At 66.8% G+C, this 21377-nt stretch carries 16 protein-coding genes, 1 tRNA gene and 1 pseudogene; 12 read left to right on the top strand and 6 right to left on the bottom strand.

Annotated features, from left to right (window positions below; genetic code table 11):
* The first annotated feature begins 271 nt into the window (after positions 1–271).
* The 5 genes from QXK92_RS14730 to QXK92_RS14710 all read left to right on the top strand — a co-directional run bounded on the left by QXK92_RS14730 (position 272) and on the right by QXK92_RS14710 (position 6486).
* Entirely contained in the window at positions 272–1651 is a 1380-nt protein-coding gene (locus QXK92_RS14730; protein WP_306242335.1) for a methyltransferase domain-containing protein, read from the top strand.
* 17 nt (positions 1652–1668) lie between these two features.
* Positions 1669–2136 carry an aspartate 1-decarboxylase gene (locus QXK92_RS14725; protein ID WP_306242333.1) on the top strand — a complete coding sequence of 156 codons (468 nt, stop codon included), beginning with the start codon at positions 1669–1671 and terminating at the stop codon, positions 2134–2136.
* Between the two features lie 2 nt (positions 2137–2138).
* Positions 2139–3278 carry a TauD/TfdA family dioxygenase gene (locus QXK92_RS14720; RefSeq protein ID WP_306242331.1) on the top strand — a complete coding sequence of 380 codons (1140 nt, stop codon included), beginning with the start codon at positions 2139–2141 and terminating at the stop codon, positions 3276–3278.
* Entirely contained in the window at positions 3275–5239 is a 1965-nt protein-coding gene (locus tag QXK92_RS14715; protein WP_306242329.1) for a choline/carnitine O-acyltransferase, read from the top strand. The genes QXK92_RS14720 and QXK92_RS14715 overlap by 4 nt, the downstream gene beginning before the upstream one ends.
* A gap of 86 nt (positions 5240–5325) precedes the next feature.
* Positions 5326–6486 carry an MFS transporter gene (locus QXK92_RS14710; RefSeq protein WP_306242327.1) on the top strand — a complete coding sequence of 387 codons (1161 nt, stop codon included), beginning with the start codon at positions 5326–5328 and terminating at the stop codon, positions 6484–6486.
* Positions 6487–6503: 17 nt separating this feature from the next.
* Here the strand turns inward: QXK92_RS14710 and recD are convergent, their stop codons facing one another.
* Genes recD through recC form a run of 3 tightly spaced genes read right to left on the bottom strand, consistent with a single transcriptional unit; the run spans position 6504 to position 14859 of the window.
* Complete coding sequence (recD, locus tag QXK92_RS14705) at positions 6504–8264, bottom strand: exodeoxyribonuclease V subunit alpha (protein ID WP_306242325.1); 1761 nt, start codon at positions 8262–8264, stop codon at positions 6504–6506.
* Entirely contained in the window at positions 8261–11563 is a 3303-nt protein-coding gene (gene recB, locus QXK92_RS14700; protein WP_306244436.1) for an exodeoxyribonuclease V subunit beta, read from the bottom strand. The genes recD and recB overlap by 4 nt, the downstream gene beginning before the upstream one ends.
* A complete protein-coding gene (gene recC / locus QXK92_RS14695; RefSeq protein WP_306242323.1) occupies positions 11563–14859 on the bottom strand; it encodes an exodeoxyribonuclease V subunit gamma in 3297 nt (1098 codons plus the stop codon). The genes recB and recC overlap by 1 nt, the downstream gene beginning before the upstream one ends.
* A 97-nt stretch (positions 14860–14956) precedes the next feature.
* Between recC and QXK92_RS14690 the strand changes: the two genes are divergently transcribed.
* The 5 genes from QXK92_RS14690 to QXK92_RS14670 are packed head-to-tail and all read left to right on the top strand — an operon-like array spanning position 14957 to position 18325.
* Positions 14957–15472 (top strand): nitroreductase family protein, encoded by a 516-nt coding sequence (locus QXK92_RS14690; RefSeq protein ID WP_306242321.1) that lies wholly within the window; start codon positions 14957–14959, stop codon positions 15470–15472.
* A 34-nt stretch (positions 15473–15506) separates the two neighbouring features.
* Positions 15507–16340 carry a lysophospholipid acyltransferase family protein gene (locus QXK92_RS14685; protein WP_306242318.1) on the top strand — a complete coding sequence of 278 codons (834 nt, stop codon included), beginning with the start codon at positions 15507–15509 and terminating at the stop codon, positions 16338–16340.
* Positions 16340–16771, top strand: a complete 432-nt coding sequence (locus QXK92_RS14680; RefSeq protein ID WP_306242317.1) for an SRPBCC family protein — start codon at positions 16340–16342, stop codon at positions 16769–16771. Before QXK92_RS14685 ends, QXK92_RS14680 begins: the two co-directional genes overlap by 1 nt.
* A 53-nt stretch (positions 16772–16824) precedes the next feature.
* Complete coding sequence (cynS, locus tag QXK92_RS14675) at positions 16825–17280, top strand: cyanase (RefSeq protein WP_306242315.1); 456 nt, start codon at positions 16825–16827, stop codon at positions 17278–17280.
* Positions 17281–17290: 10 nt separating this feature from the next.
* Positions 17291–18325, top strand: coding sequence for a patatin-like phospholipase family protein (locus QXK92_RS14670; protein ID WP_306242314.1), 1035 nt, complete (start codon positions 17291–17293; stop codon positions 18323–18325).
* 121 nt (positions 18326–18446) lie between these two features.
* Here QXK92_RS14670 and QXK92_RS14665 read toward each other — a convergent pair.
* From QXK92_RS14665 to QXK92_RS14655, 3 genes and pseudogenes are all read right to left on the bottom strand, one after another.
* A pseudogene (locus QXK92_RS14665) lies at positions 18447–19139 on the bottom strand (crotonase/enoyl-CoA hydratase family protein); the annotation flags it as partial.
* A 52-nt stretch (positions 19140–19191) separates the two neighbouring features.
* A complete protein-coding gene (locus QXK92_RS14660; protein WP_306242312.1) occupies positions 19192–20061 on the bottom strand; it encodes a hypothetical protein in 870 nt (289 codons plus the stop codon).
* Positions 20062–20186: 125 nt separating this feature from the next.
* On the bottom strand, positions 20187–20903 hold the full coding sequence (locus QXK92_RS14655) for an MBL fold metallo-hydrolase (protein WP_306242311.1): 717 nt from the start codon (positions 20901–20903) through the stop codon (positions 20187–20189).
* A gap of 85 nt (positions 20904–20988) precedes the next feature.
* Here QXK92_RS14655 and QXK92_RS14650 point away from each other — a divergent pair, with 85 nt between their 5' ends.
* Positions 20989–21204 (top strand): type II toxin-antitoxin system VapB family antitoxin, encoded by a 216-nt coding sequence (locus QXK92_RS14650; RefSeq protein ID WP_306242309.1) that lies wholly within the window; start codon positions 20989–20991, stop codon positions 21202–21204.
* A gap of 100 nt (positions 21205–21304) precedes the next feature.
* Positions 21305–21377: transfer RNA gene (locus tag QXK92_RS14645), tRNA-Thr, on the top strand.

Below are 21377 nucleotides of genomic sequence, written 5' to 3'. Positions count from 1 at the left end.
GATATCGCTATGTGAAGCGCTGGGGGTAATGGATAGGCCGGAGATGCAGCTCGGCTCGGAGGAGTGATAGGCGATTCTTTGTTCCGAATACTTCGCCTCATGTGAAGCCTGACGCTCGTTATTGCCGTGCCCTGAATATGACCGCCTAAAACCGAACCTGTCGAGCAGGGATCGTGGTGGCTGAAAGTAGGTCTGACTTGTGAAATCGACAACTGCGCGTCTGGTCACTGATCGCACGCCTGCGGGATTGGCATGCGGCTTCACGGAGGGCATGACGCGGGACTTCTACGATTCGGAGGACGCGAAGTACCGCGGATTCTGGGATCCAGGCGGCAGCCTGCACTGGGGCATTTTTCAGGACGACCGCACCGACTTCCTGACCGGCTGCCAGCGGTGGAACGAGGAGATGCTGAAGGCCGCCGGAATCTGCTCCACATCGCGTGTCCTTGACCTGGGTTGTGGCAACGGGGCCGTCGCCACCTGGCTTGCACGGCAGACCGGTGCGACCGTCACCGGCATCGACCTGAGTGCGGTCCGGATCGCCGGCGCCCGCAGCCTGGCGGCGGCGAATCCCGATTTGCGGCTCGAGTTCACTGTCGGCTCGGCCTCGGCGCTGCCATTCGACGACGGCGCGTTCACTCACGTCTTCAGCCAGGCCGTGCTGTACCACGTGCATGCGCGGGAGACGGCGCTCGCCGAGGTGATGCGAGTACTCGAGCCCGGCGGCATATTCGCATTCGACGATCTGGTGACACCGCGAACGCCGGTAAGCGAACTTGCGCGCGAGGTGATTTACGACCGGTTGTTGTTCGAGCCCACCTTCTCGGCCGACGACTATGTTGACGCCCTCACCCGCCACGGCTTCGTCGTGTACGAAACCCGGGATCTGAGCCCGCATCTCGCCCGGAGCTACGAGTTGCTTGCGGACCTTGCGCAGGCGTCCTGCCCGAGCCTGTCGAGGGTCTATCGCAGAGTTCCGGAGGTGGTGGACAGCGCGCACGTCGGTTGGGGTTTCTTTCTCTGCGAGAAGGTCGTCGACAAACTGGCGTGGATCTACCAGCCGGACCGACGGGTGACCCTCGAGCAGAAATACGATGCGTGGGCCCCAAGCTATGACGCCGACCTCCGCGACGGATATCCGGAGAATCCGCGCCGCGCCGCGGCTTTGCTGGCCGCATGTCTGCCCGCCGGCTCGGGCCCAGTGCTCGATGCGGGCGCCGGCACCGGTCTGGTGGGCGAGGAACTGCGCAGGCTCGGATACCTCGACCTCACGGCACTCGACCGTTCGCGCGGGATGCTCGCCCTGGCACAGGCCAAGCGGGTGTACCGGTGGCTGGTGCACGGGACACTGGACGAGGCGCCGCGACTTTTTCCCGAGCGGCATTTCGCCGCGATCGTGGCAGTCGGGGTATTCACCTTCGCCCACGCCGACCCGGCCGACCTGGCAGCACTGGACCGGGTACTTCAACCGGGGGGTCTGATCGTCATCGCCGTCCGCGTCGATTACCTGCTCGCGAATCTGGCGCTTGGCGACACACTCGCCGAACTCGGATATCAGGCCGTTGCGCGCGACTCCTACGAGATCTTCGGTGACGAGCCGATGAACGTCATTGCCTACCAAAAGCCCGGCGATACGTGGGACGTCGTCTGATGGGCAGCGTCAGGCTGTTGCGCGCGAAGCTGCACCAGGTTCGCGTAACGCATTGCGAGCGCGACTATGTCGGGAGCATCGCGGTAGACATGGATCTGATGGAGCAGGTCGGGATGCTGCCGCTGGAAGAAGTTGACGTCGTAAACCTGGAGAACGGCAACCGGTGGTCGACGTACGTCCTCCCCGCGGCCCGCGGGTCACTGCGGGTGTGCCCCAACGGGGGCGGGGCAATGCTGTGCGAGCCCCGCGATCGCCTGATCATTTTCAGCTACGCCCTGATCGCGGGCGCTGAACTTCGCCGCGGGCCGCATGTGGCGCGCGTGCTGCTCGCCGATGCGGACAATCATCCCCAAGCGTTGTTCGAGCAGATCCTTCAGCAACAGGAGGACGGTCTCAGCTACCGAGTACGAAGCGTGCACGGCGATGTCCCGATCCAGCCTGATCTCTTGCTCGATACCGAGCCGCTGAGCATTGAAGGGCCATAGTGATGGGCAGTGAGGTCTACCTGGCAGGTACTTCCGTGGGTTCCGTTCAGTTGAGTGTCAACGGGATATCGGCCGAGGTGAGCTCATGGTGGCTGCGGAATCACTGCCCGTGCGCGCTCTGTCGAACGGAGAGCGGGCAGCGCACCGGTATGCCGGTGAGTGACTGCGAGCAGTTCGACATCCGCCGGCGTGACCGGGACGGTGTCGTGGAGATCCTCTTCGAGGACGGGCATCGCAGTGTCTTCACCGAGGACGATCTGGTGGAGTTCGTGAGATGGCGGAGTCGACCCCTCCCTTTCGGATTCGGCAGCCGGGCAACGCTTTCGGTCGAACGCAGACGGTGGCGCCCGAACCCCGAGCCCGCTGAAGTCTTCGAATGGCTTGCCGCCTTGGCGGACAACCGGATTCTGGTGCTCGAAGGTGCTCCTGCCCGGATCGGCGTCGTCGGGCCGACCGCCGCACAGATCGCGCCGGTGATGCCGACGATCTATGGCGACACCTGGCTGGTGCGTGTTGAGGACAGGCCGACCAACATCGCGTACACCTCGGACGTTCTTCCCTTCCATCAGGACTTGTGTGCGTACGAGACCCCGCCTGGGCTGCAACTTCTGCACTGCGTCGAGTTCGCCGCCGAGGTCCACGGCGGGGAGACGCTGTTCTGCGATGGGCTGGCGGCCGCCGAACGCGTGCGGGCCGAGGCGCCCGAGGACTTCGCCACCCTCTGCAGTGTGTGGGCGACATTCGCGACGATCAACCGCGACCAACTCATGGTGGTCCGGAAAACCCATCTCGCGCTGGACGATCACGCCAATCTGGTCGCCCTGAACTGGGCGCCGCCATTCGAAGGGCCTTTCGCTGGCGCTCCCGAGGACGAGCTGCGCTACCGGCAGGCCTACCGGACCTTTGCGGCGGCCGTTGACGACTGCCCACGGTTGGCGCTGCGGCTGAGCCCCGGTGAGATCGTCATCTTCAACAACCGTCGCGTGTTGCACGCGCGCCGGGCCTACGGGCAGCACGACGGTGTTGCACGACGAGTCTTGGAGGGTTGTTACCTCACCGCCGACGACGTCTCGAATCAATACAGTTACTTGAAACGTCGGCTCGCGCAACGTGATATGCCCAGAGCGGAGCTGGCCTCATGAACGGCAGCACGCGCCGATGGTTGCTAGGCAAACTGCTTACCTGGCAGGGGTGGATGGACGCGCCCGAATCGCGCCGGGCACGGATGTGGGGTGCTGCCGTGACCGCGCTGAGCGCCGAGCGGCACGGACCCGGTTCGGTCGAGCAGTTTCAGCCGGTGTTGCCACGCCTTCCGGTTCCGAAGATCGATGACACGCTTCGCATCTTCACGGCCTCCGTGGATCCGCTCCTCGATGCCGCCGGCCGCGCCGAACTCCGGGCGGCCGTTGACAACTTTCGGGCCAGCGATGTGGTCGCACGGTTGCAGGCTCGGCTCCAGGAACGCCATGCCACACAGGAGAATTGGCTGGCGGACTATTGGGAACGCTATGCCTACCTCATCGACCGCCGTTCACTGATTCATAGCGTCGGCTACGCGCTCGATGCGGCGACGTTGCCCCGAACCGGTGTTTCCCAGTTGCAGCGCGCCGCCATGATGGGCACTGCGTTGCTGGCGTTGCGCCGCAGGATCGCCGATGGTGGCATCCGTCCGCAGCGTGTGCGCGGCGTCGTCCCGTTGTGCATGAAGCAGCTCCGCAGCTGTTTCGCAACCGTCCGCCTGCCGGGCGATGACGTCGACACGATCCGGCGCTTCGATGATCAGCGTTGCATCATCGTGCTGGTTGACGGGCACCTTTTCGAGGTCGAGGTGCTGTTCGACGACGGCACGCGCGACATCTCGTACGCAGAACTGCTCGCGGTCCTGACCGAGATCCGCCGGCTGGCAGCCGCACGAGAACCTGCCCCGCCGATCGCCGCGCTCACCCTGCAACAACGCGACGTCTGGGCGCGGGTGAGGGCGGAAATTGTCGAGGGCGGCGGGCGCAACGCGGACAATCTCGACCGCATTGAGAGGGCGTTGTTCATTCTTGTGCTTGACGACGAGGCGCCCGAGGGCATGAGTGCGTTGGGGCGCGCGATGCTGTGTGGCAACGGAGCGAACCGCTGGCTCGACAAGGGCATGGAGGTGGTCGTGTTCCGTAACGGGCGCATGGGCGGGCTGATGGAGCACAGCCGGGGGGACGGCGAGGCGGTCACACTCTTGCTCGAGGAGATGTTGCTGCACGAGGGAAGTCACGTGAGCCTGTTTGCGGAATCGCCACTTCCCGCGGCAGTTCCGCTGCGCCATCTCGATTTCGAGGTGGCTCCCGGGTCACCGCTCGGTGCTGCCCTGCAGTCGGCGGCGGCGACGGCGAAAAGGCTTATCGCCGACGTCGAAGTATCTGCGGGCGAGCTTGCTATCGGTGCGGGGGCCATCAAGGCGCAGCATTGCTCGCCCGACTCTTTTCTGCAGCTGGCTTTTCAGCTCGCTTACGCGCGTTTGCATCCTGAACGAAAGCCATGCCTCGCCTACCAGACGGCCACCACGCGGCTGTTCGCGGCGGGCAGGACCGAGTGCCTTCGTTCGGCCTCCGCGGAAAGCATTGCATTCGTCGAGTCCATGGCGGATCCGGAAGCTTGCGGCGAGCGGCGTCGACGACTGTTGCGTGCAGCGCTGGACGCCCACCGCGCGTACCGGATGTCTGCGATGCGGGGCCGCGGCTGCGACCGCCACCTTTTCGGGCTTCTCGTGGAGGCGATGCTGAGCGGTGCGGACGTCGAGCTGTTCCGCACCACGGCATGGAACCTGCCTTTCGAGCTCTCGACATCGCAGTCGCCGGTGCGTCAAACAGCAGCCTGGCGGCCTGAGACATCGTCGCGGGGGGTGGGATTCCTGCCGCTGTCGCAAACCGGCTACGGAGTGTCCTACGCCTTCGTCGGAGACGAGCGGACTTACTTGCTGGTGAGTGCATCGGCGGCCTGCCCGGACACGTCCGCACAGCGGTTTCGCGACGCCGTCGACAGAGCTGTGCGCGACATGCTGGCGGTGGCTAGCGGACACGAAGCCGCCGCGCTGGTAGCAGCCACCGCGGGCCGCTCATGAGCCTGCGGGAAGCCCGGGTGAGGGCGTGGATTCCTCATCAAGGTCCCGGCGGACGCAACCGGCACCGCCGCCGGGTGAATTCGCGATTGCTGCTCGGCGTGGTCGCGAGCATGTTCTTCGTCGACATGTTGATCTACGGCATCGTCGTGCCCGTGCTGCCGACTCTGGCTGCGCCCGCCGGGCTGAAATCCTTTGAGGTGGGGACGGTCTTCGCTTGCTACGGGCTGGCCTACTTCATCGCGACGCCGATCGCGGGCCGGCTCGTCGACCGGCGTGGCACGCGTGGGGTGTTCCTCACCGGCGCTGTTGTCCTGACTCTGGCGACATTCCTGTTCGGATTGGCCGGCGACCTGGCCGCCCTGGTGATGTGCCGGATGCTGCAGGGCGCAGGGGCGGCAGCAATCTGGGTGGCCGGTTACGCCACGCTCGTCGAGACGTTCGCACGCGAGCAGCGCGGCCGCGCGGTCGCGACCGCGAGCATCGGGACAGCGCTCGGCCTGTTGATCGGTCCCGTGGTTGGCGGGCTGCTGCTCGAGATGCACGGTCCCCGTGCGCCATTCGTTCTCGGCGCATTGCTGGCCGGCGCGGCGGGGGGGTTGCTGATCCTGGTGCTGCCGTCCACGGCGCACCGCCTGCCACCGACTGACTGCCGCATTCGGTTCGGTCTGCGCGGGCTACCGCTGCTCGCCGTGCCGTGGCTGGTGGCCAGCCTCGCGGCCGGGCTTGCGCTGGGCGGTGTGGAAGCGACACTGCCGATCGACCTCAGCTCTCGGCTTCGTCTGCCGGGCACCACCATCGGCCTGCTGTTCGCGCTCACGACGGCGGGCTTCGTCGCAAGTTCGCAGGGCGCGGGACGAGTGTCGGATTGCCGGCGCCGCGCGCGGACGCTGGCGGCGGGCTGGGGTGGCGTCTGCGTCGGTTTGGTGCTCCTGGGTCAATCGGCCCAGCTGATGGGCCAAGCGCTTGCACTGTTGCTACTCGGGGCAGGTCTCGGCGCGATGGTAGCCACAATCCTGCCGGCCCTGGCAGATGCTTTCGAGGCGCAAGGTTTCCAGCAACCAGGGATGAGCGCAGCTGCCTACAACCTGAGCTTCAGCGCGGGCGCGATGGCGGGCGCACCGCTTGCCGGCGCCCTCGTCCAAGAACTGTCGTTCCGCGCCGCGACCCTGATCGTCGCCCTGGGAACGCTGGCCTGCGGCGTATTCGCCGCGATCGCTCGCGTCTCGCTCGTCCCACGCGCCGGATAGGTGGCCCGTCGCTCGATTCAATCCACTCCGGCGGTGCGGAGACGGCGCGCCAGACCGCTGGCGCGCACCGCCCGCCGCAGGATCGCAGCCCGCACGGCGTCCTCCGGACCGATCACCCGCACCTTCCGTTTCGCCCGCGTGACAGCGGTGTAGAACAACTCCCGCGTCAGCAACCGCGAATCTTCCGGCGGCATCAGCACAGTCACCTCGTCGATCTGACTGCCCTGGCTCTTGTGAATGGTCATCGCGTGCATCGTTTCGACATCGGACAGCCGGCTGGTCGCGAATTCGAGGAGTTCGTCAGCCCCGGCGATCACCGCTCGAAGCGCGCCCTGCTGACCCGCGCCAGCGACAAAGGCGACCCCGGTGTCACCGTTGTAGACACCTAATCCGTAGTCGTTGTTGGTTACGAGCACCGGTCTTCCGGCGTACCAGGAAGACCAGATCGGGTCGCCGGTCGCTTCGACCAGCCACCGCTCCACCTGTCGGTTCCAATGTCCGATGCCGAAGCGCCCACGGCGATGCGCACACAGCAACCGGTGCTCATCGAGCGTCGACAGAGCGGCGTTCGCGTCACCGAGCAATGCCGCCTGCCGCAGTGCCAGGGCATGTGGCACAAGCACTTTCCGGAGCTGGTCGGTCGGGTCTTCGGTGTCGATCCACTCGATGTGGTCGCCGCCCGCCCGCAGCAGGTCGATCGCGAGATCAGCATCGCCGGCGCGGATCGCCGATGCCAACTGACCGATCGACTCCCCGAATCGATGCGATGTCAGCAACGCCGCGACCCGCGCGCCGGCCCGCGACCCCAGCCCGTCCACCAGGTCAGCGAGCACCGCCCCCGCCTCCACGGACGCCAGCTGATCGGGGTCGCCGACGAGCAGCAGCCGGGTCTGCGTCCGCACCGACTCCAGCAACCGCGCCATCATCGTCAACGACACCATCGACGTCTCGTCGACGACGATCACATCGTGCGGCAATCTATTGCCCCGGTGATGACGAAACCGCGTCGCTGTATCCGGACGCGGGCCCAACAGCCGGTGCAGTGTCGTCGCTCTAAGCCCCGAGATCCGTTGTCGGTCAACCGGGTCCAGCTCGTTCACCTGTAGCTGGACCGCCTCGTGCAACCGTGCGGCCGCCTTGCCGGTCGGCGCCGCCAGTGCGATGCGCAGCGGTGGCTTGCCGTCCAGCTCCGCCTGCTCGGCGAACAGCGCCAACAGCCGCGCCACCGTGGTGGTCTTGCCCGTGCCCGGCCCGCCGGTCAGTACCGTCAGGCCCTGCTGCAGGGCGATGCCGGCGGCCTCCCGTTGTTCCTCGTAGCCCGCCGGGAACAACCGGTCGATGTCGGGTACCCTCGACCGCCCGGCAGTGGACAGCAGCGCCGAGAAGTCGTCGGCAACCTGCTGCTCCTCGCGCCAATACCGGTCCAGATAAAGCAGATTGCCGTCGTACACACGCAGTACCGGCGGTTGGCCGGCCAGCGGACTTGCCTGCACCGCCGCGAGCCATTCCGGCGCCGACGGCCAGGGCAGGTCTGCGATGCCGACCTGCGTCTGGACCGACCGCAGGTCCACACAGACCGATCCGGCGCGCAGTGCCCGCACCACCAGCGCCAGTGCCAGCGCGACCGACGGGTCAGACTCTCGTGCCATCGCCGTAAGGCGCTGTGCGACATGCACATCGGCGGACTCGAGCACGCCCGCCTCGTTGAAGGTGCGCAACAGTCCGGTGGCACTGACGGCCAGCCGGCGGTCGGCGGGATCGATCGTCTCGGCCGTCATGCCGCCGCCCTGCGGGCGTCGAGTAGATCGGACAGCTCGGTCACCAACTCCGCGGGTGGGGCCCAGCTGAACACCCCGGCCGGATGGCCGTCGATCACCGGGGTATCGGGTCCGCACATTCCGCGCAGGAACAGATACAACACACCGCCCAGATGTCGGGCCGGCTCGTAGCCTGGTTGCCGCCAGCGCAGAAAGCGATGCAGGACAACGCTGTACAACAGCGCCTGCAGCGGGTAGTCCGAATGCAGCATGGCCTCGGCCATCCGATGTGGGGTGTAGTCGGCGGCGGACAGTTGCCGGTCCGGCTCACCGAGCCAGTTGGTCTTGTAGTCGACGACCAGAAAGCGGTGACCCGAACCGTGCGGAACCCGAAGCACCGCGTCGACCGAACCGCTGAGGTAACCGCGCAGCGACTGTGCGCCCAGCGCGTCGCCGATCAACCGGTCCGGGTAGGACGCCAGCGGGTCGTCGACCGGGAGATGGGAGCGCAGCAACCGCCCGACGTCGGAGAGCCGCACCTCCACCTTAGCGCCGCGAACGTCCCCACCGGCCAGTGGAAACTCGAAGTCCAACTCGCGCAACCGGTCCGGCAGGCCGATCTGCCGCAGCGTCAGCCCGGCGGCCAGTGGACCCAGGGGAGTGTCGTGCATCGGGACCAGCGCGGCGGCGAGTTGCGGTGTGGGCACATCGACCGGCCACCAGGTCGAGTGAACACCGATCTGTGCCTCGAGTTCCGCGGCGAGGTCGCCCGCGAACGGATCGCTGGTCTCCAGCACCGCATGCACCAGGGTGCCGAACTGCGCACCGGTGGGGAGTTCGGCCATGGGTGAAGGCACAGCAGCTGCGGATGCCGCGGCGATCAGCGGGATGTCGTGGACTTCGTCGTCGAGCTCGGTGAGCTCCGGCTCGCTGGACACGCCGACGGTCTGCTCCGCGACGCGGATCAGGCCCGAGTAGGAGGTGCGCCGCCACGCCGTGTCGATGGGGCGGTGGAAGTGCCGGGTGCCGAGGTCGGACGGCGTGGGGTGGCCGGACACGGCTGGTGCCGCCGCGATCACGGACTCTTCCACGACCGGCCCGCCGGCGTCCTGCCACTGCCGCAGTCGCTCCCAGGCCTCGTCGTCGGTGATCTTCAACGGTTCACAGCGATCGGGAACCGTCGACTCCCCGGGGCGCCGGCCACGCAACAGCCGGGAGAGTCCGCCGTTGGGTTCGCCGTGCGCCGGTGACCACCAGGCCACCACCTGGGACTGGGCCCGGGTCAGCGCGACGTAGGTCAGCCGGCTGTCGTCGTTGGCCGTTTCCTTGCGGCCCAGGTTCTCCACGGCGGCGAAGTCGGGACTGTCCTTGCCGCCGATGTGTAAACAGCGCTCGCCCCGGTCGTGGAACAGCACCAGGTCGCGGTCGCCCACGTTGCGATTGAACGCAAACGGCAGGTACACCACCGGATACTGCAGGCCCTTGCTCACCCAGACCGTCATGATCTGGACCGCCGCGGCGTCGCTGTCGATCCTGCGATTGCGTTCGGTGGCGCCGGCCCGCTCCTCCCGTTGACCGCGCAGCCAATCACGCAGCGCCGGCAGAGAATAGCGCTCGCGGTGCGCCACCTCCTGCAGTAGCTGGGTCACGTGCGCCAGGTCGGTCATGTGCCGCTCTCCGCCGTGCCACGACAGCACGCGGTCCGCCATGCCGCTCATCTGCGCCGCTTCGAAAATGGCGGCGACGCCCCGTTCGCGAGCGTGGTCGGCCCACTCCCGCAAGGTATCGGCGACCTCGTCGGTGAGCGCGTCACCGCCGGCCGTCAGGTCTTCGGCCGTCTTGCCGAAGAACATGGTGGTCGCGGCCGCCCGCACCACGCCCGGGCGGTGCGGCTGATCGAACGCCTCCAGCAGCGACAGCCAGTCGTCGGCGGCTTCGGAGCTGAATACGTCGGAGTCTCCGGTGTAGACGGCGGCGATACCGGCCTCCGACAGTGCGCGGTGGCAGGCGCGGGCGTCTTTGTGGCTCTCGACGATGACGGCGACGTCGCGGGCTTCCAGCGGCTGGCCGGCGAACGTCGCCTCGCTCGCCAGCAGCCCGCCGATGTCGGCGGCGAGATCGCGGCCGATGTGTTCGCGCAGTTCGTCGATCGGCAGGTTCTGGGTACCTTTGCGGCCCAGCGTCGCTCGGCGCACTACCCGAAGCCGGAACGGCTCGTTGTGCGGAGCGCCGGCGAGGCGATGACCGCGGTGCGAGGCCGCGACGTCGTGCACCACGATCTCGGGGTCACCGAGTTCGGCTCCGCGCAGTACGGCCTGCAACCGCTCGACGAGCGCGCTGTCGCTGCGCCAGTTCGTCACCAGGGTGCGCTTGTCCCCGGCGGTCTTGGCGGCATTGAGGTAGGTGACGATGTCGCCGCCGCGGAACGCGTAGATCGCCTGCTTCGGGTCGCCGATGAGGATGAGCGTGGACCGCCCGCTGAACGCCCGGTCGATCACCTGCCATTGGACCGGATCGGTGTCCTGAAACTCGTCCACCATGACGATGGGCCAGCGTTGGTGCATCCGGGCCCGGGCCGGCGAGTCGTCGGTGTCCAGTGCTGCGGCCAGCCGGATGAGCAGGTCGTCGTATCCCAACACCCCGCGACGTCGCTTGCGCTTTTCCAGTTCGGCGAGAACGTCTTTCGCGAAGTGCAAACAGGCCGCGGGCCGCGATCCCGGTTCCGGGTCGCGCGGGCGCAGCTGGGTCGACGGGTTGGCGACGACGGTGCGCGCGATGCGCAGCGCCTCGCTGTAAGTCAGGGCGGGATCGTCGCGGTCCCGCCCGAAGTGGACCAGGTACAGATCGTCGACGATTTCGGTGACGAGGTCGTTGAGGTCCTCGAGCAACGTGACTCCGGTATCCGTATCACCGGCGGCACCAAGGGATTTGAGTACCAGTTGGCAGAACTGGTGGGTGGTGGCGATAGTGGCCGCGTCGAAGCCCGCCAAAGCGTCACGCAGGCGTTGCTTGCGTGCGTCGCGTTGCTCCTCCGTGCCGTCGATCAGATGCTGCACCAGACCGTTGCCGTCGGCGATCGCCGGGTCGGCGAAAGCGGCTACCGCGTCGACGATCTGGCAGCGCACCCGCTCGCGAAGCTCCTGACTTGCCGCACGGCCGAAGGTGATGAGCAGCATCTCGTCGAGCGTCGCGTGGCCGTCGGCGAGGTAGCGGGTCACCAGACCGGCCAACGCAAACGTCTTGCCGGTGCCCGCGCTGGCCTCCAGCACGGTGGTGGACCGGTCGGTGGGCAGCGGACCCAGGAGGTCGAACGGTGGAATCACGACGGCCCCCGTCCGGCGCGCATCTCGGCCTGCAACAGCGGCAGCCACAGCCGGACGGCGAAGGCGCCCAGGCGGTGCTCTTCTCCGGCGGGTTGCTCACCGGGGCGCAGCGGTTGCATCAGATCGCTGAGCCTCGCGTGGCGGCCCCAGGCCCGTACCTGCGCGGGATCTTGATCCTCCCCAGGATAAAGACCGCTGCGCCACCGGTAATCCGCTTGCCGGACCGGGTCGTCGCCGCTGTGCCGCGCCACTGCCCAGGCGTAGGACGTCTTGATGGGCAACGGGATTGGCTCGCGGCGTCCGGCATCGTAGATCGACACCAGATCTCGCAGCACCTCGAGGGCGGCCTGCTCCGGGCGTCCCAGACGTTCCTCGCGCGGTGTCGTGCCCCGCTTCGGCCGGCCGATGCAGAAAGCCGACCAGTCGCGGTCGGGTTGGTGAGCGTGCAACGCCAACAACGGAATCCACGACTGGAGTAGGTGCTTGCCATCGAGTTTGGAATACGTCACCGACACCAGGCGGTCATCGAACACGTGTGAGACGGTGCCGGTCACGCGCCGTCCGCCCAGATCGATGTCGACATCGTAGGTCGCGCTGTCGGTTCGGCGGTGGCGCAGCGCCGCCGATGCCAGGAGTGCGGCCTGCTCCCGGATCTCGGTCACTTTCCGCCAGCCCAGCTGACCCGGTGGCAGCGTCCCGCGCCGCCACTCGGCCTGCCGCGCGGCGTCCGGTGCCAGCCCGCCCAGGATGTCGCTGAGCATCCGGTCGCCGACCGTCCACTCTTGCAGCGCGTTGATGTCGACCGGCATGGCGTCCTCGACGCCGTCGACGTCCCACGGCAGCGTGTATTCGAGGGCCCGGAAGAAGCCCTTCACCGGATCTCGGAAGAACGCGACGAGATCGGCGAGGGCGACATCGTCCGGCGGTGGCGCCGGCAGCAGACCGCTGATCAGTCTCGGCTGCTCGGATCGTTCGCCGGTTGCGGAGCGAGCCGCGCGCAGCACTGTCGGGTCGAAGCTGAAGGGCGCGCCGGGCACCAGCGCACCGCGTTCCACATTGCGAACATCGAAGGGCTGCAACGGATGTTCGACCAGGATCCGGGAACGCACCGGCTCGACGGTGGTCGTGTCCAGGGCGTCGAGCAGCTCTGCCAGCGGGACTGCCGGGGGCCGGCGCTGGCCCGAGTATTCGTTGGCGCCGGTGTAGGTGATGACCAGATTGCCGGTTGCCGCCCCGATGGCGTCGAGCAGCAACTGGCGGTCCTCCGACCGGATGTCGCGCTCACCGGTCCGCGGTTGCCGGGCCAGTGCGTCGTCGCCGTCGACGACGCCGAGGCGCGGGAAGACGCCGTCGTCGAGGCCCACCAGGCAGACCACCCGGTGCGGGACGGAGCGCATCGGCACCATCGTGCACACCGTCAGGGTGCCGGTGCGGAAATTGGCGCGGGTGGGGCGACCGGCAAGGTGCCTCTGCAACAGGGCGCGGATGTCGGGCAGGCGCATCAGTGTCTGATCGCGGGCACCGGCGGTGCGCAGCACGTCGGCGAATTCGCGCTGCAGCTGGTTGGTCTGCCAGGCGTCGTCGTCGCCGGTGTGGGTCAGCAGCCCGATACCGTCGGCCAGGGCTGTCAGCCACTGGCGCAGGGGCCGCGCCCCGGTCAGCGCGTCGACCACCCGCTGCAGCCGGTCGATGTATTCGGCGAACTGGCCGACCAGTTCGACCCGGTTGCTGCCGACATCATCCAGGGGCAGCGTCGAGTCGATCCAGGTGTGTGCCATTTCCGACATGGTGACCCCGGCCAGCACCCGGTCGAGACCGAACCGCCAGGTGTTGTGCACGAAGTCGACCCCGAACGGCATCCGGTGTTCCTGATCGAAGCCCCACCGGATGTTCGACTGCCGTACCCAGCGGGTGATGTTCTCCAGATCGTCGTCGCTGAATCCGAACCGGGCGCGCACTGGGGCGGACTGCGCGAGGTTGAGCACTTCACTCGAGGTGACCCGGCCGCCGGCCAGGGCCAGCACCTGCGACGCCACGCCCAGTAACGGATTGGTCTGTAGCAGTGAGCGGTCGGCGAGCCGAACCCGCAGGCGGTGTCCGGGATGTGCTCCGCCCACCACGTCGCCCAGACCGAAATCCGCGACGATCAGCGGTGCGTAGGTCTCGATGTCGGGACACATCACCAAGATGTCGCGCGGCTCGAGCGTCGGATCGTCGGCGAGCAGGCCGAGCAGTACCTCCCGTAGGACGTCGATCTGCCGGGCCGGCCCGTGGCAGCTGTGCACCTGTACGGACCGGTCGTCGTCCGCCAGCCTGCGGCCCTGCGGCCGGGCAGCGTTGGCGGCGAGGTCGGCCTGGAGCCAGCCGAGCAAGGTGTCCCGGCGATCGGGCTCACCGAGGGCCTCGTCGGTCGCGGGATCGGCCGGCAGGCTCCGCTGCAGCTCACGTAGATCCCGTCCCAGCGTCGCCAGCAGCGGATGTCCGACTTCCCGATGGCTGGTGTCCTCGCGCCGCGCCACGGTGCCGCGCACCCCGTTCAGCGCCTGCCACAACGTGTCGCTGGGGTGCGGCAACCACAGATGCAAGTCGTGGTGGACGGCCACCGCTTCCAGCAGCTCCACATCGGTGTGCGCCAGCCGGGTATGGCCGAACAGAGACAAGCGGGACGGTAGCGCGGCCGGCCCCTCGCGCAGCCGGGCAAGTGTCTTGCCGTGCCGGACGTGCGGCGGATCTGCAGGGATGGCCGCGACCAGCGCCCGCCACAATTCCGGCTGCCAGTGCAGGTCGGCGTCGAGGTCGTCGATGTCGCCGTCCAGCCAATCGATCAGCAGTCCGGGCCGTTGCCGGGCGTACGAGGCGAAAAGCCCGGCCAGCCGGCGCGCGACCGCATACCGCCGTCCCCGGCGCAGGTCGGCTTCGTCGCCAATATCGAAGTGTCCCAAGTGCTTTGCCAAGGTGTGGCACCATGGCTCGGCCATCGAAGAGTCGATCACCTGCAATAGCGGCCAGGTCATGGCATCCGGAGACCACGGGTCTTCCTCGACGGTGCCGGATATCTCGGCGATCAGCGAGGCCGGGCTGCGGAACGACACGCCCGCACAGACGCCGTCACCACGATCCGGGGTAACGCCCAGCCGGTGCGACAGCCGTTGGCTGAGCCAGCGTTCCACCCCGCGCGCCGGCACCAGAACAAGCTCTTGCGCAAAAGGGTCGGGCAGCGGCCGGGCCAGGAGGGCGCCGAGACCGTCGGCAAGCAGATCGGTCCGTTCGGCACGGTGGAGATGAAGCGCCATTGCGGGCCACCCTAGACCGCCCCTCCGACACCGGCGGCGCTCCGGGTGTACAAAGGGGGCGCGGGAGCGGGCTGATCGTGGGAAACGGGAGGACGTCATGGAGACCTGGGATGCGATTTGCGCCCGGCGCAACGTGCGGCAGTACACGGCGCAGCCGGTCGCCGACGCCGACCTGGAGCGCATCGTCGAGGCAGGCTGGCGGGCGCCCTCGGCGAAGAACCGCCAGCCCTGGGACTTCGTAGTCGTCACCGATCACGCTCAGCTGCAAGAACTCTCAACTGTGTGGATGGGTGCCGGCCATATCGCCGGCGCCGCGGCGGCGATCGTTCTGGTGATCCCCGTTCCACCGGATGAGCGCAGAAAAGTCGTCGATCAATATGACGTCGGTCAAGCGACGATGGCGATGATGCTCGCGGCCACCGACCTCGGCATCGGCACCGGTCATTCGTCGGTGGGAGACCAGGAGAAGGCGCGCGCCATCCTCGGTATTCCCGACGACCACCTGGTCGCCTACCTGCTCGGTGTCGGCTACCCCGCTGACCGACCGTTGACGCCGATCCGCAAACCGAACCGGCGGCCGTTTGCCGAAGTGATTCATCGTGGCCGCTGGTGACGCTGCTCGGCTCACCGTGTGCCAGGCTTGAGCGATGGGCGGCGTCAGTGATGCCCTTGAATGGGCCGGCAAGCAGATCATGGGCCGGGTCCCCAAAGCGGATTTGGACCAGCGCGACCCGGACTTCATCCGGGATCAGCTGCCCGGAACCTGGTTGCTGGCCTCGTTGTATTTCCGCGCCGACGTGCGCGGTCTCGATCACATACCTGCGACCGGGCCCGTGCTGCTGGTCGGCAATCACAGCGGCGGCAACGTGCCGCCCGACACGTTCGTCTTCACGTTGGCCTTCTGCTCGTACTTCGGGGTGGAGCGCCCCTTCTATCAACTAGCGCACAATCTGGTCACCCTCTATCCGCCGTTGCGCTGGCTCCGCAAATTCGGCACCGTAGCCGCCAGCCCTGAAAATGCCCGTCTGGCACTGGAATCGGGCGCGGCCGTATTGGTGTATCCCGGTGGCGATTACGAAGTCTTTCGCCCGTCGTGGCAACGGCACGTCGTCGACTTCGGTGGCCGCAAGGGTTTTGTGCGGCTCGCCCGCGAAACCGGCGTGCCTATCGTGCCGGTGGCCAGCGTGGGCGGCCAGGAGACGGCGTTGTTCCTCGGACGCGCGCAGTGGCTGGCCAGACTGCTGATGCTGGACAAGTTGATCCGGCTCAAGAGTGTGCCCGTCTCGCTGGCGATCCCCTGGGGGCTGAACGTCAGTGACCTGCTGGGGCACATCCCGTTGCCCGCGAAGATCGTCATCGAGGTGCAAGGGCCGATCGAGGTCCACGATGACGACCAGGCCGTGTACGACGAAGTGATCGCCAGCCTGCAGGCCGGTGTCGATCGGCTGGCCGCCGAGCGGCGATTTCCGGTGATCGGCTGATGCGCGTCGAACGCCGGATCGTCGTCAACGCCGATCGGGACACCGTGTGGAAGGTGCTCAGCGATCCGGATCGCTATCCGTCCTTCCTGGCTCATCTGGAGCGCTGGGAGACGCTGACCGAGGGCCCGGTACGGGTCGGCGCCCGGTACACGGTGTTGTGGAAGATCGGCTCGATCCCGGTGGGAGGTATCGCCGAAGTGGTGGAGCTCGATACCGCGCGCGATCTGGCCTGGATCAACATCACCGGTGTGACCCAGCGCGGCCGCTTCCGGCTGCGCGATGCGGGGCCGGGGCGAACCGCGGTCACGTTCCGCCTGGCATACAACTCCGAAGGCGGCCTGCTCGGCCTGATCGCCGACCGCGTCGCATCGCGCTGGGTGGGGCGTTCACTGGCTGAAAGCCTGAAAAACCTTCGGCGACTTGTCGAGTGATGCGTGCACGAGCCGAGTCATGCGCTGTCACCTCAAGCGTGCATGCTGGGTTGATGAACAGAAACGAGATTACCGAGCAGATCGTCATCGCCCGGCTGTCTAAGGGCCTCAGTTGGCAGCAACTGGCCGACGCCATCGGCAGGCCGCTGCTGTGGACGACGTCGGCGCTACTGGGCCAGCACCCGATCCCTGTGGACGAGGGCAAAGTCCTGGCCGAAATGCTCGGGTTGGCAGAGTCCGTTATTCCCGTCCTGGCGGCACCGCCGATGCGGGGCGGCCTGCCCACTGCGGTGCCCACCGATCCCACCATCTACCGGTTCTACGAGGCACTCCAGGTCTACGGCGGTGCGCTCAAGGAAGTGATCCACGAGCAGTTCGGCGACGGCATCATGAGCGCCATCAACTTCAGCCTCGACCTGCAGAAGAAGTCGCATGAGTCGGGCGACCGGGTGGTGGTGACCTTCGACGGGAAATTCCTTCCCTACCAATGGACTTCGGCGCAGGAGTGAAAGGACGCTGATGGCGCAGCAGCGGAGCGGCACCGCACGGCGCAAACCCGTCGACATGGTTCTCTCGGGCGGCGGCGTCAAGGGTGTCGGATTGGTCGGCGCCGTGGTCGCCGTCATGGAGGCCGGGTACGCACTCAAACGTGTCTCCGGCGTCTCAGCGGGGTCGCTGGTCGGATCGATCCTGGCAGCCGCGTCCAACGGTGACCAGCTGAGCGCCGGTCAGATCAGAGAGCTCGCCCTGACGCTGCCGTACGAGAAGTTTCGCGATACCGGCCCGGTCGGGCACCTGCCCGTCGTCGGCCCAGCGTGGGGCCTGCTGCGCGAAAATGGCATGTACAGAGGCGATTTCGCACACGAATGGATCCGTGGCGAGCTGAAGAACCTGGGCGTGCAGACGTTCGGCGATCTGGCATTGAGCGACCGGCAGATGCCCGCCGAGCGGCGCTACCGGCTGGTGGTCACCGTCGCCGACCTGACGACCGGTCAGCTGGTGCGGCTGCCGTGGGATTACCGCCGGCTGTACGGACTCGATCCCGACGAACAATCGGTGGCCGACGCGGTGCGCGCATCGATGTCGATCCCGTTCTTCTTCCGGCCGGTCACGTTGACCAGTGCGGCCGGGCGCACCTCCACCCTGGTGGACGGCGGTGTCCTGTCCAATTTTCCTATCGACTCCTTCGACCGGCCGGACTGCAAATCGCCGCGCTGGCCCACCTTCGGCATCACGGTGGTGCCGGAGTTACCCCAGGGGAACGAGCAGCTGATTCCCGGGGTCGGTGCGTTGCGACTGCTCGGTCCGCCGTCGGTGCTGCTCGAGCAGCTGATCACGACCATGTTCGTCGGGCATGACCAGACCTACCTCAACCAGCCATGGGTGAGCGCCCGCGCCATCCGGGTCGACTCGACCGCGGTGAATTTCCTGGATTTCAGCATCTCGCGCAAGGACGCGGAAGCGCTCTACAACAAGGGCTACGAATCGGCGCAGAGGTTTCTCTCGACGTGGAACTGGGTGGACTATCTCGAGCGGTTCCGCCAGTTCCAATGACGCGGCGGTGCATTCAGTGTCAGACTTGAACACGGAGGAGGCGCCGGTGTTGCAGCGGTTGTTCGGGCGGCCGCACCACCTGGCTCATCAATTGATCAGAACCTGAGGCGACAGCTCCCTGCAGGCCGAACTCCTTCTCGATGTTGTCGATCCCGGCGCGAATCGCCTTGAGTGCATCGGCACGAGCCCGCAACTTGGTGGCGGCGTGGGCCGACTGGTTCAACCCGGCGAACTCGTGAGCTGCCTCCTCGGCGCGGGCGACCACCCGGTCGGGCAGCGCCATCTCGTCGATGAAGCCGGCGGCGAGAGCCGTCTCGCCGAAGAAGGTCTTGGCCAGGCCGGTGGCCTGTTGATAGGCCGACTGGGTCAGCCGGAGTTTCAGGACCTCCAGAGCCGCCCACGGAATCACCATCCCGATCGCAACCTCGTTGGCCTGAATGTTGTACGCATGGGCCGCGATTCGGTGATCACCCGAGCACAGCAGGAATGAGCCCATCGCGATCGCGGGCCCGGTGCAGGCGATCACCACCGGCTTGGGGTAGGACAGCAGCCGGTAGGACAGCTCGAATCCGCCGCGCAGCATGTCGATGGCGGGCTGTACCTCGCCCGAGGTCAGAATCTTCAGATCGAAGCCGCCGCTGAACACCCGCTGGTTCCCGGTGATCACCAGCGCCCCGACGTTATCGGCGTCGGCCTGGTCCAGCGCGTCGTTGAGAGCCTGCTGCATGGTCGGCCCCAGTGCGTTGACCTTGCCGTCGTCCATCCGGATGACCCCGATGGTTTCGTCGTGGGTGTAGACGACCGGACCGCTCATGGGTTACTCCTTCGCTCGGCGAGTCGATTGAACCAGATTGCGACTCCCCGGCTTACACCCGCTGGCTGCGATGCTTTCCCAGCTCGTTCTCGGCGTCACCCCAGCGCAGGCTCACGTCGGTGGGCTCGTCGAGCTGCCGGGTGCGCCACCTGTCCTGAGTTTCCTGCACAGCGCGGTTGATGCGGTCGATCTCGCTGCGGAACACCTCCGGGCGGGTCTCCTTGCTGGCGTAGTGGAAGTAGGTCAGGAGGTTGCGCAGCAGTTCGAGCTTCTGCTTCTCCCGTTTCGCCAAGTCGTGCGTCGTCATCAGCTCGATGCGCTGGACGGGTGGCAGGGCATCCCAGTCCAGCACCACCTTGGTCTCCAGCGGCCGTCGGGCGCGTTGCCAGAATTTCCATCCGCGCGGCTGCTCGGGGCGGTCGTAATAGGTGACGGTGCCCTCGAAACGCGATTCGACGCCGTGCCCTATTTCGGCGCGGTCGAGTGCGGAGTCCCAGACCATTCGCCATTCCTGACCGGGAGCCAGCGTCGGCAATTCGCGGGGCAGTTGCAGTTCGACCACGTCCGCGTAGCCGTCGGAGGCATTCTCGTATTCGGCGACGGTCGGCGGGTTGGGGAAATTGAAACGGATGTCGTAGGCGGCGGTGCGACCGAAGTTGCGCACCACCAGCTCGATGACATGCCAGTCCGCGACGTGGGGCTCCATCAGCATCGCGACGTGAGGACGCGTCTTCTCCGCTGCCAGCGCCCGATTTCGCTGCAGCTGGCGATGGGTGAAGATCAGGGCGACGACGCCGAGGGCGATCGCTGCCCACGCTGCCCATGCCAACCAGGTGCTGGACTCGATGGTGTCGATGCCTCTCCAGCTTTCAGGCCAGCTTTCGGGCCGGCCCTGCGGCCAGCTTCCCCGGACCCACCCCATGGATTCCACCCTCCGCTTAATCCTCGGACCTGGAACTTAGCTGCACTGATCGTAAAGGGGCTTCCTGTGTATTGCTGAATGGGTCATCGGGCGAGCACATGACGACCGGCCGTGTTCGCCGGGCGTCAGCCGCCCATCATCATTCGCCACTGGTCGAGATTGGCCGGCCGGTACACATAATTCGAGCGTCTGACTTCCGACAGTGCGGCGCTCGGGTCGGCCGAATACCAGTGACCGGGGAACACCGTCGGGTCGCCGGGCAGTGCCGCGAGTTGCTGAAGGCTGCGGTACATCTCGTCGGAATCGCCGCCCGGGAAATCGGTGCGCCCGCATCCGTCCAGGAACAGGGTGTCGCCCGCGACCAGCCGTCCGTCGAGCAGGAAGCACTGACTGCCCGGCGTGTGACCGGGCGTGTGCAGAAGTTCGATCTCGATGTCGCCGACACTGATTTTGTCCCGGTGCTCATGGCTGGTCAGGTCGCTCATCGGGATCCCGGTGATCCGGGACACCCACAGCGCCTCGTGAGTGTTGACGTGCACCGGCACGCTCACCCGTTCCATCAGTTCGGCGAGCCCCTTGAGCTCGAATCCCATCATCGAGCCGCCGACGTGGTCGGGGTGGTGATGCGTGACGAGCACCCCGGACAGGTGCATGTCGTCGGACTCGAGCGCGTCGACCAGATCCCCGGCCGCATAGGCGGGATCGACGACCACGCAGTCGCCGGTTTCCCGGTCGCCGATCAGGTAGGCGAAATTGCGCATCTGCGCCGCAATCACGTCGTTGGCCGCGAAGTCGCGGCCAGAAAGCAGCTGCCGGAAATACAACCGGTCCGAATTCGACACGCCACCAGACTATGGGTAGGCCGAAAAACGCCCAACTTGGCCTTCTTACCTGTCCCTACCTGCGCCGGAGTCGTAATATCGGTCCATGTTGAAGAGGGTCGAAATCCTGCTTGACCTCGACCTGGTGGACGAGATCATTCGTCGTTACCACGTGGCCGATGCGCGGGAGGCCGTCAATCTGGCAATGCGGGCAATGCTCGACGAGGCAGATAACGCCGACCCCGAATCCCATGACGACGACTTCGACGAGTTCAGTGACCTCAGCGCCTGGTCGCTGCACCGTGAGGGCGATACGGGCTGACCCGGTGGACCTGGGTCAGGCGCACGTGGTTTGGAGACGTTGTGCGCCAGGCTGTACCCTCTTTTTGGCCCGCGGCAGGTCTGCTCGTTGCGGGTGCACGGCCCCCTTAGCTCAGTCGGTAGAGCGTTTCCATGGTAAGGAAAAGGTCAACGGTTCGATTCCGTTAGGGGGCT

The sequence above is a fragment of the Mycobacterium sp. TY815 genome, from assembly GCF_030755135.1.
In the GTDB taxonomy this organism is placed as follows: Bacteria; Actinomycetota; Actinomycetes; order Mycobacteriales; family Mycobacteriaceae; genus Mycobacterium.
The sequence above is the reverse complement of the archived record's forward strand: the minus strand, read 5'-3'. Positions and strand labels throughout refer to the sequence as shown.

Coding starts and splice junctions, on each gene's coding strand:
- QXK92_RS14730 (WP_306242335.1), top strand. CDS start 272: ATGACGCGGGACTTCTACGATTCGGAGGACGCGAAGTACCGCGGATTC.
- QXK92_RS14720 (WP_306242331.1), top strand. CDS start 2,139: ATGGGCAGTGAGGTCTACCTGGCAGGTACTTCCGTGGGTTCCGTTCAG.
- QXK92_RS14715 (WP_306242329.1), top strand. CDS start 3,275: ATGAACGGCAGCACGCGCCGATGGTTGCTAGGCAAACTGCTTACCTGG.
- recD (WP_306242325.1), bottom strand. CDS start 8,264: ATGACGGCCGAGACGATCGATCCCGCCGACCGCCGGCTGGCCGTCAGT.
- recC (WP_306242323.1), bottom strand. CDS start 14,859: ATGGCGCTTCATCTCCACCGTGCCGAACGGACCGATCTGCTTGCCGAC.
- QXK92_RS14690 (WP_306242321.1), top strand. CDS start 14,957: ATGGAGACCTGGGATGCGATTTGCGCCCGGCGCAACGTGCGGCAGTAC.
- QXK92_RS14685 (WP_306242318.1), top strand. CDS start 15,507: ATGGGCGGCGTCAGTGATGCCCTTGAATGGGCCGGCAAGCAGATCATG.
- QXK92_RS14680 (WP_306242317.1), top strand. CDS start 16,340: ATGCGCGTCGAACGCCGGATCGTCGTCAACGCCGATCGGGACACCGTG.
- cynS (WP_306242315.1), top strand. CDS start 16,825: ATGAACAGAAACGAGATTACCGAGCAGATCGTCATCGCCCGGCTGTCT.
- QXK92_RS14670 (WP_306242314.1), top strand. CDS start 17,291: ATGGCGCAGCAGCGGAGCGGCACCGCACGGCGCAAACCCGTCGACATG.
- QXK92_RS14660 (WP_306242312.1), bottom strand. CDS start 20,061: ATGGGGTGGGTCCGGGGAAGCTGGCCGCAGGGCCGGCCCGAAAGCTGG.
- QXK92_RS14650 (WP_306242309.1), top strand. CDS start 20,989: ATGTTGAAGAGGGTCGAAATCCTGCTTGACCTCGACCTGGTGGACGAG.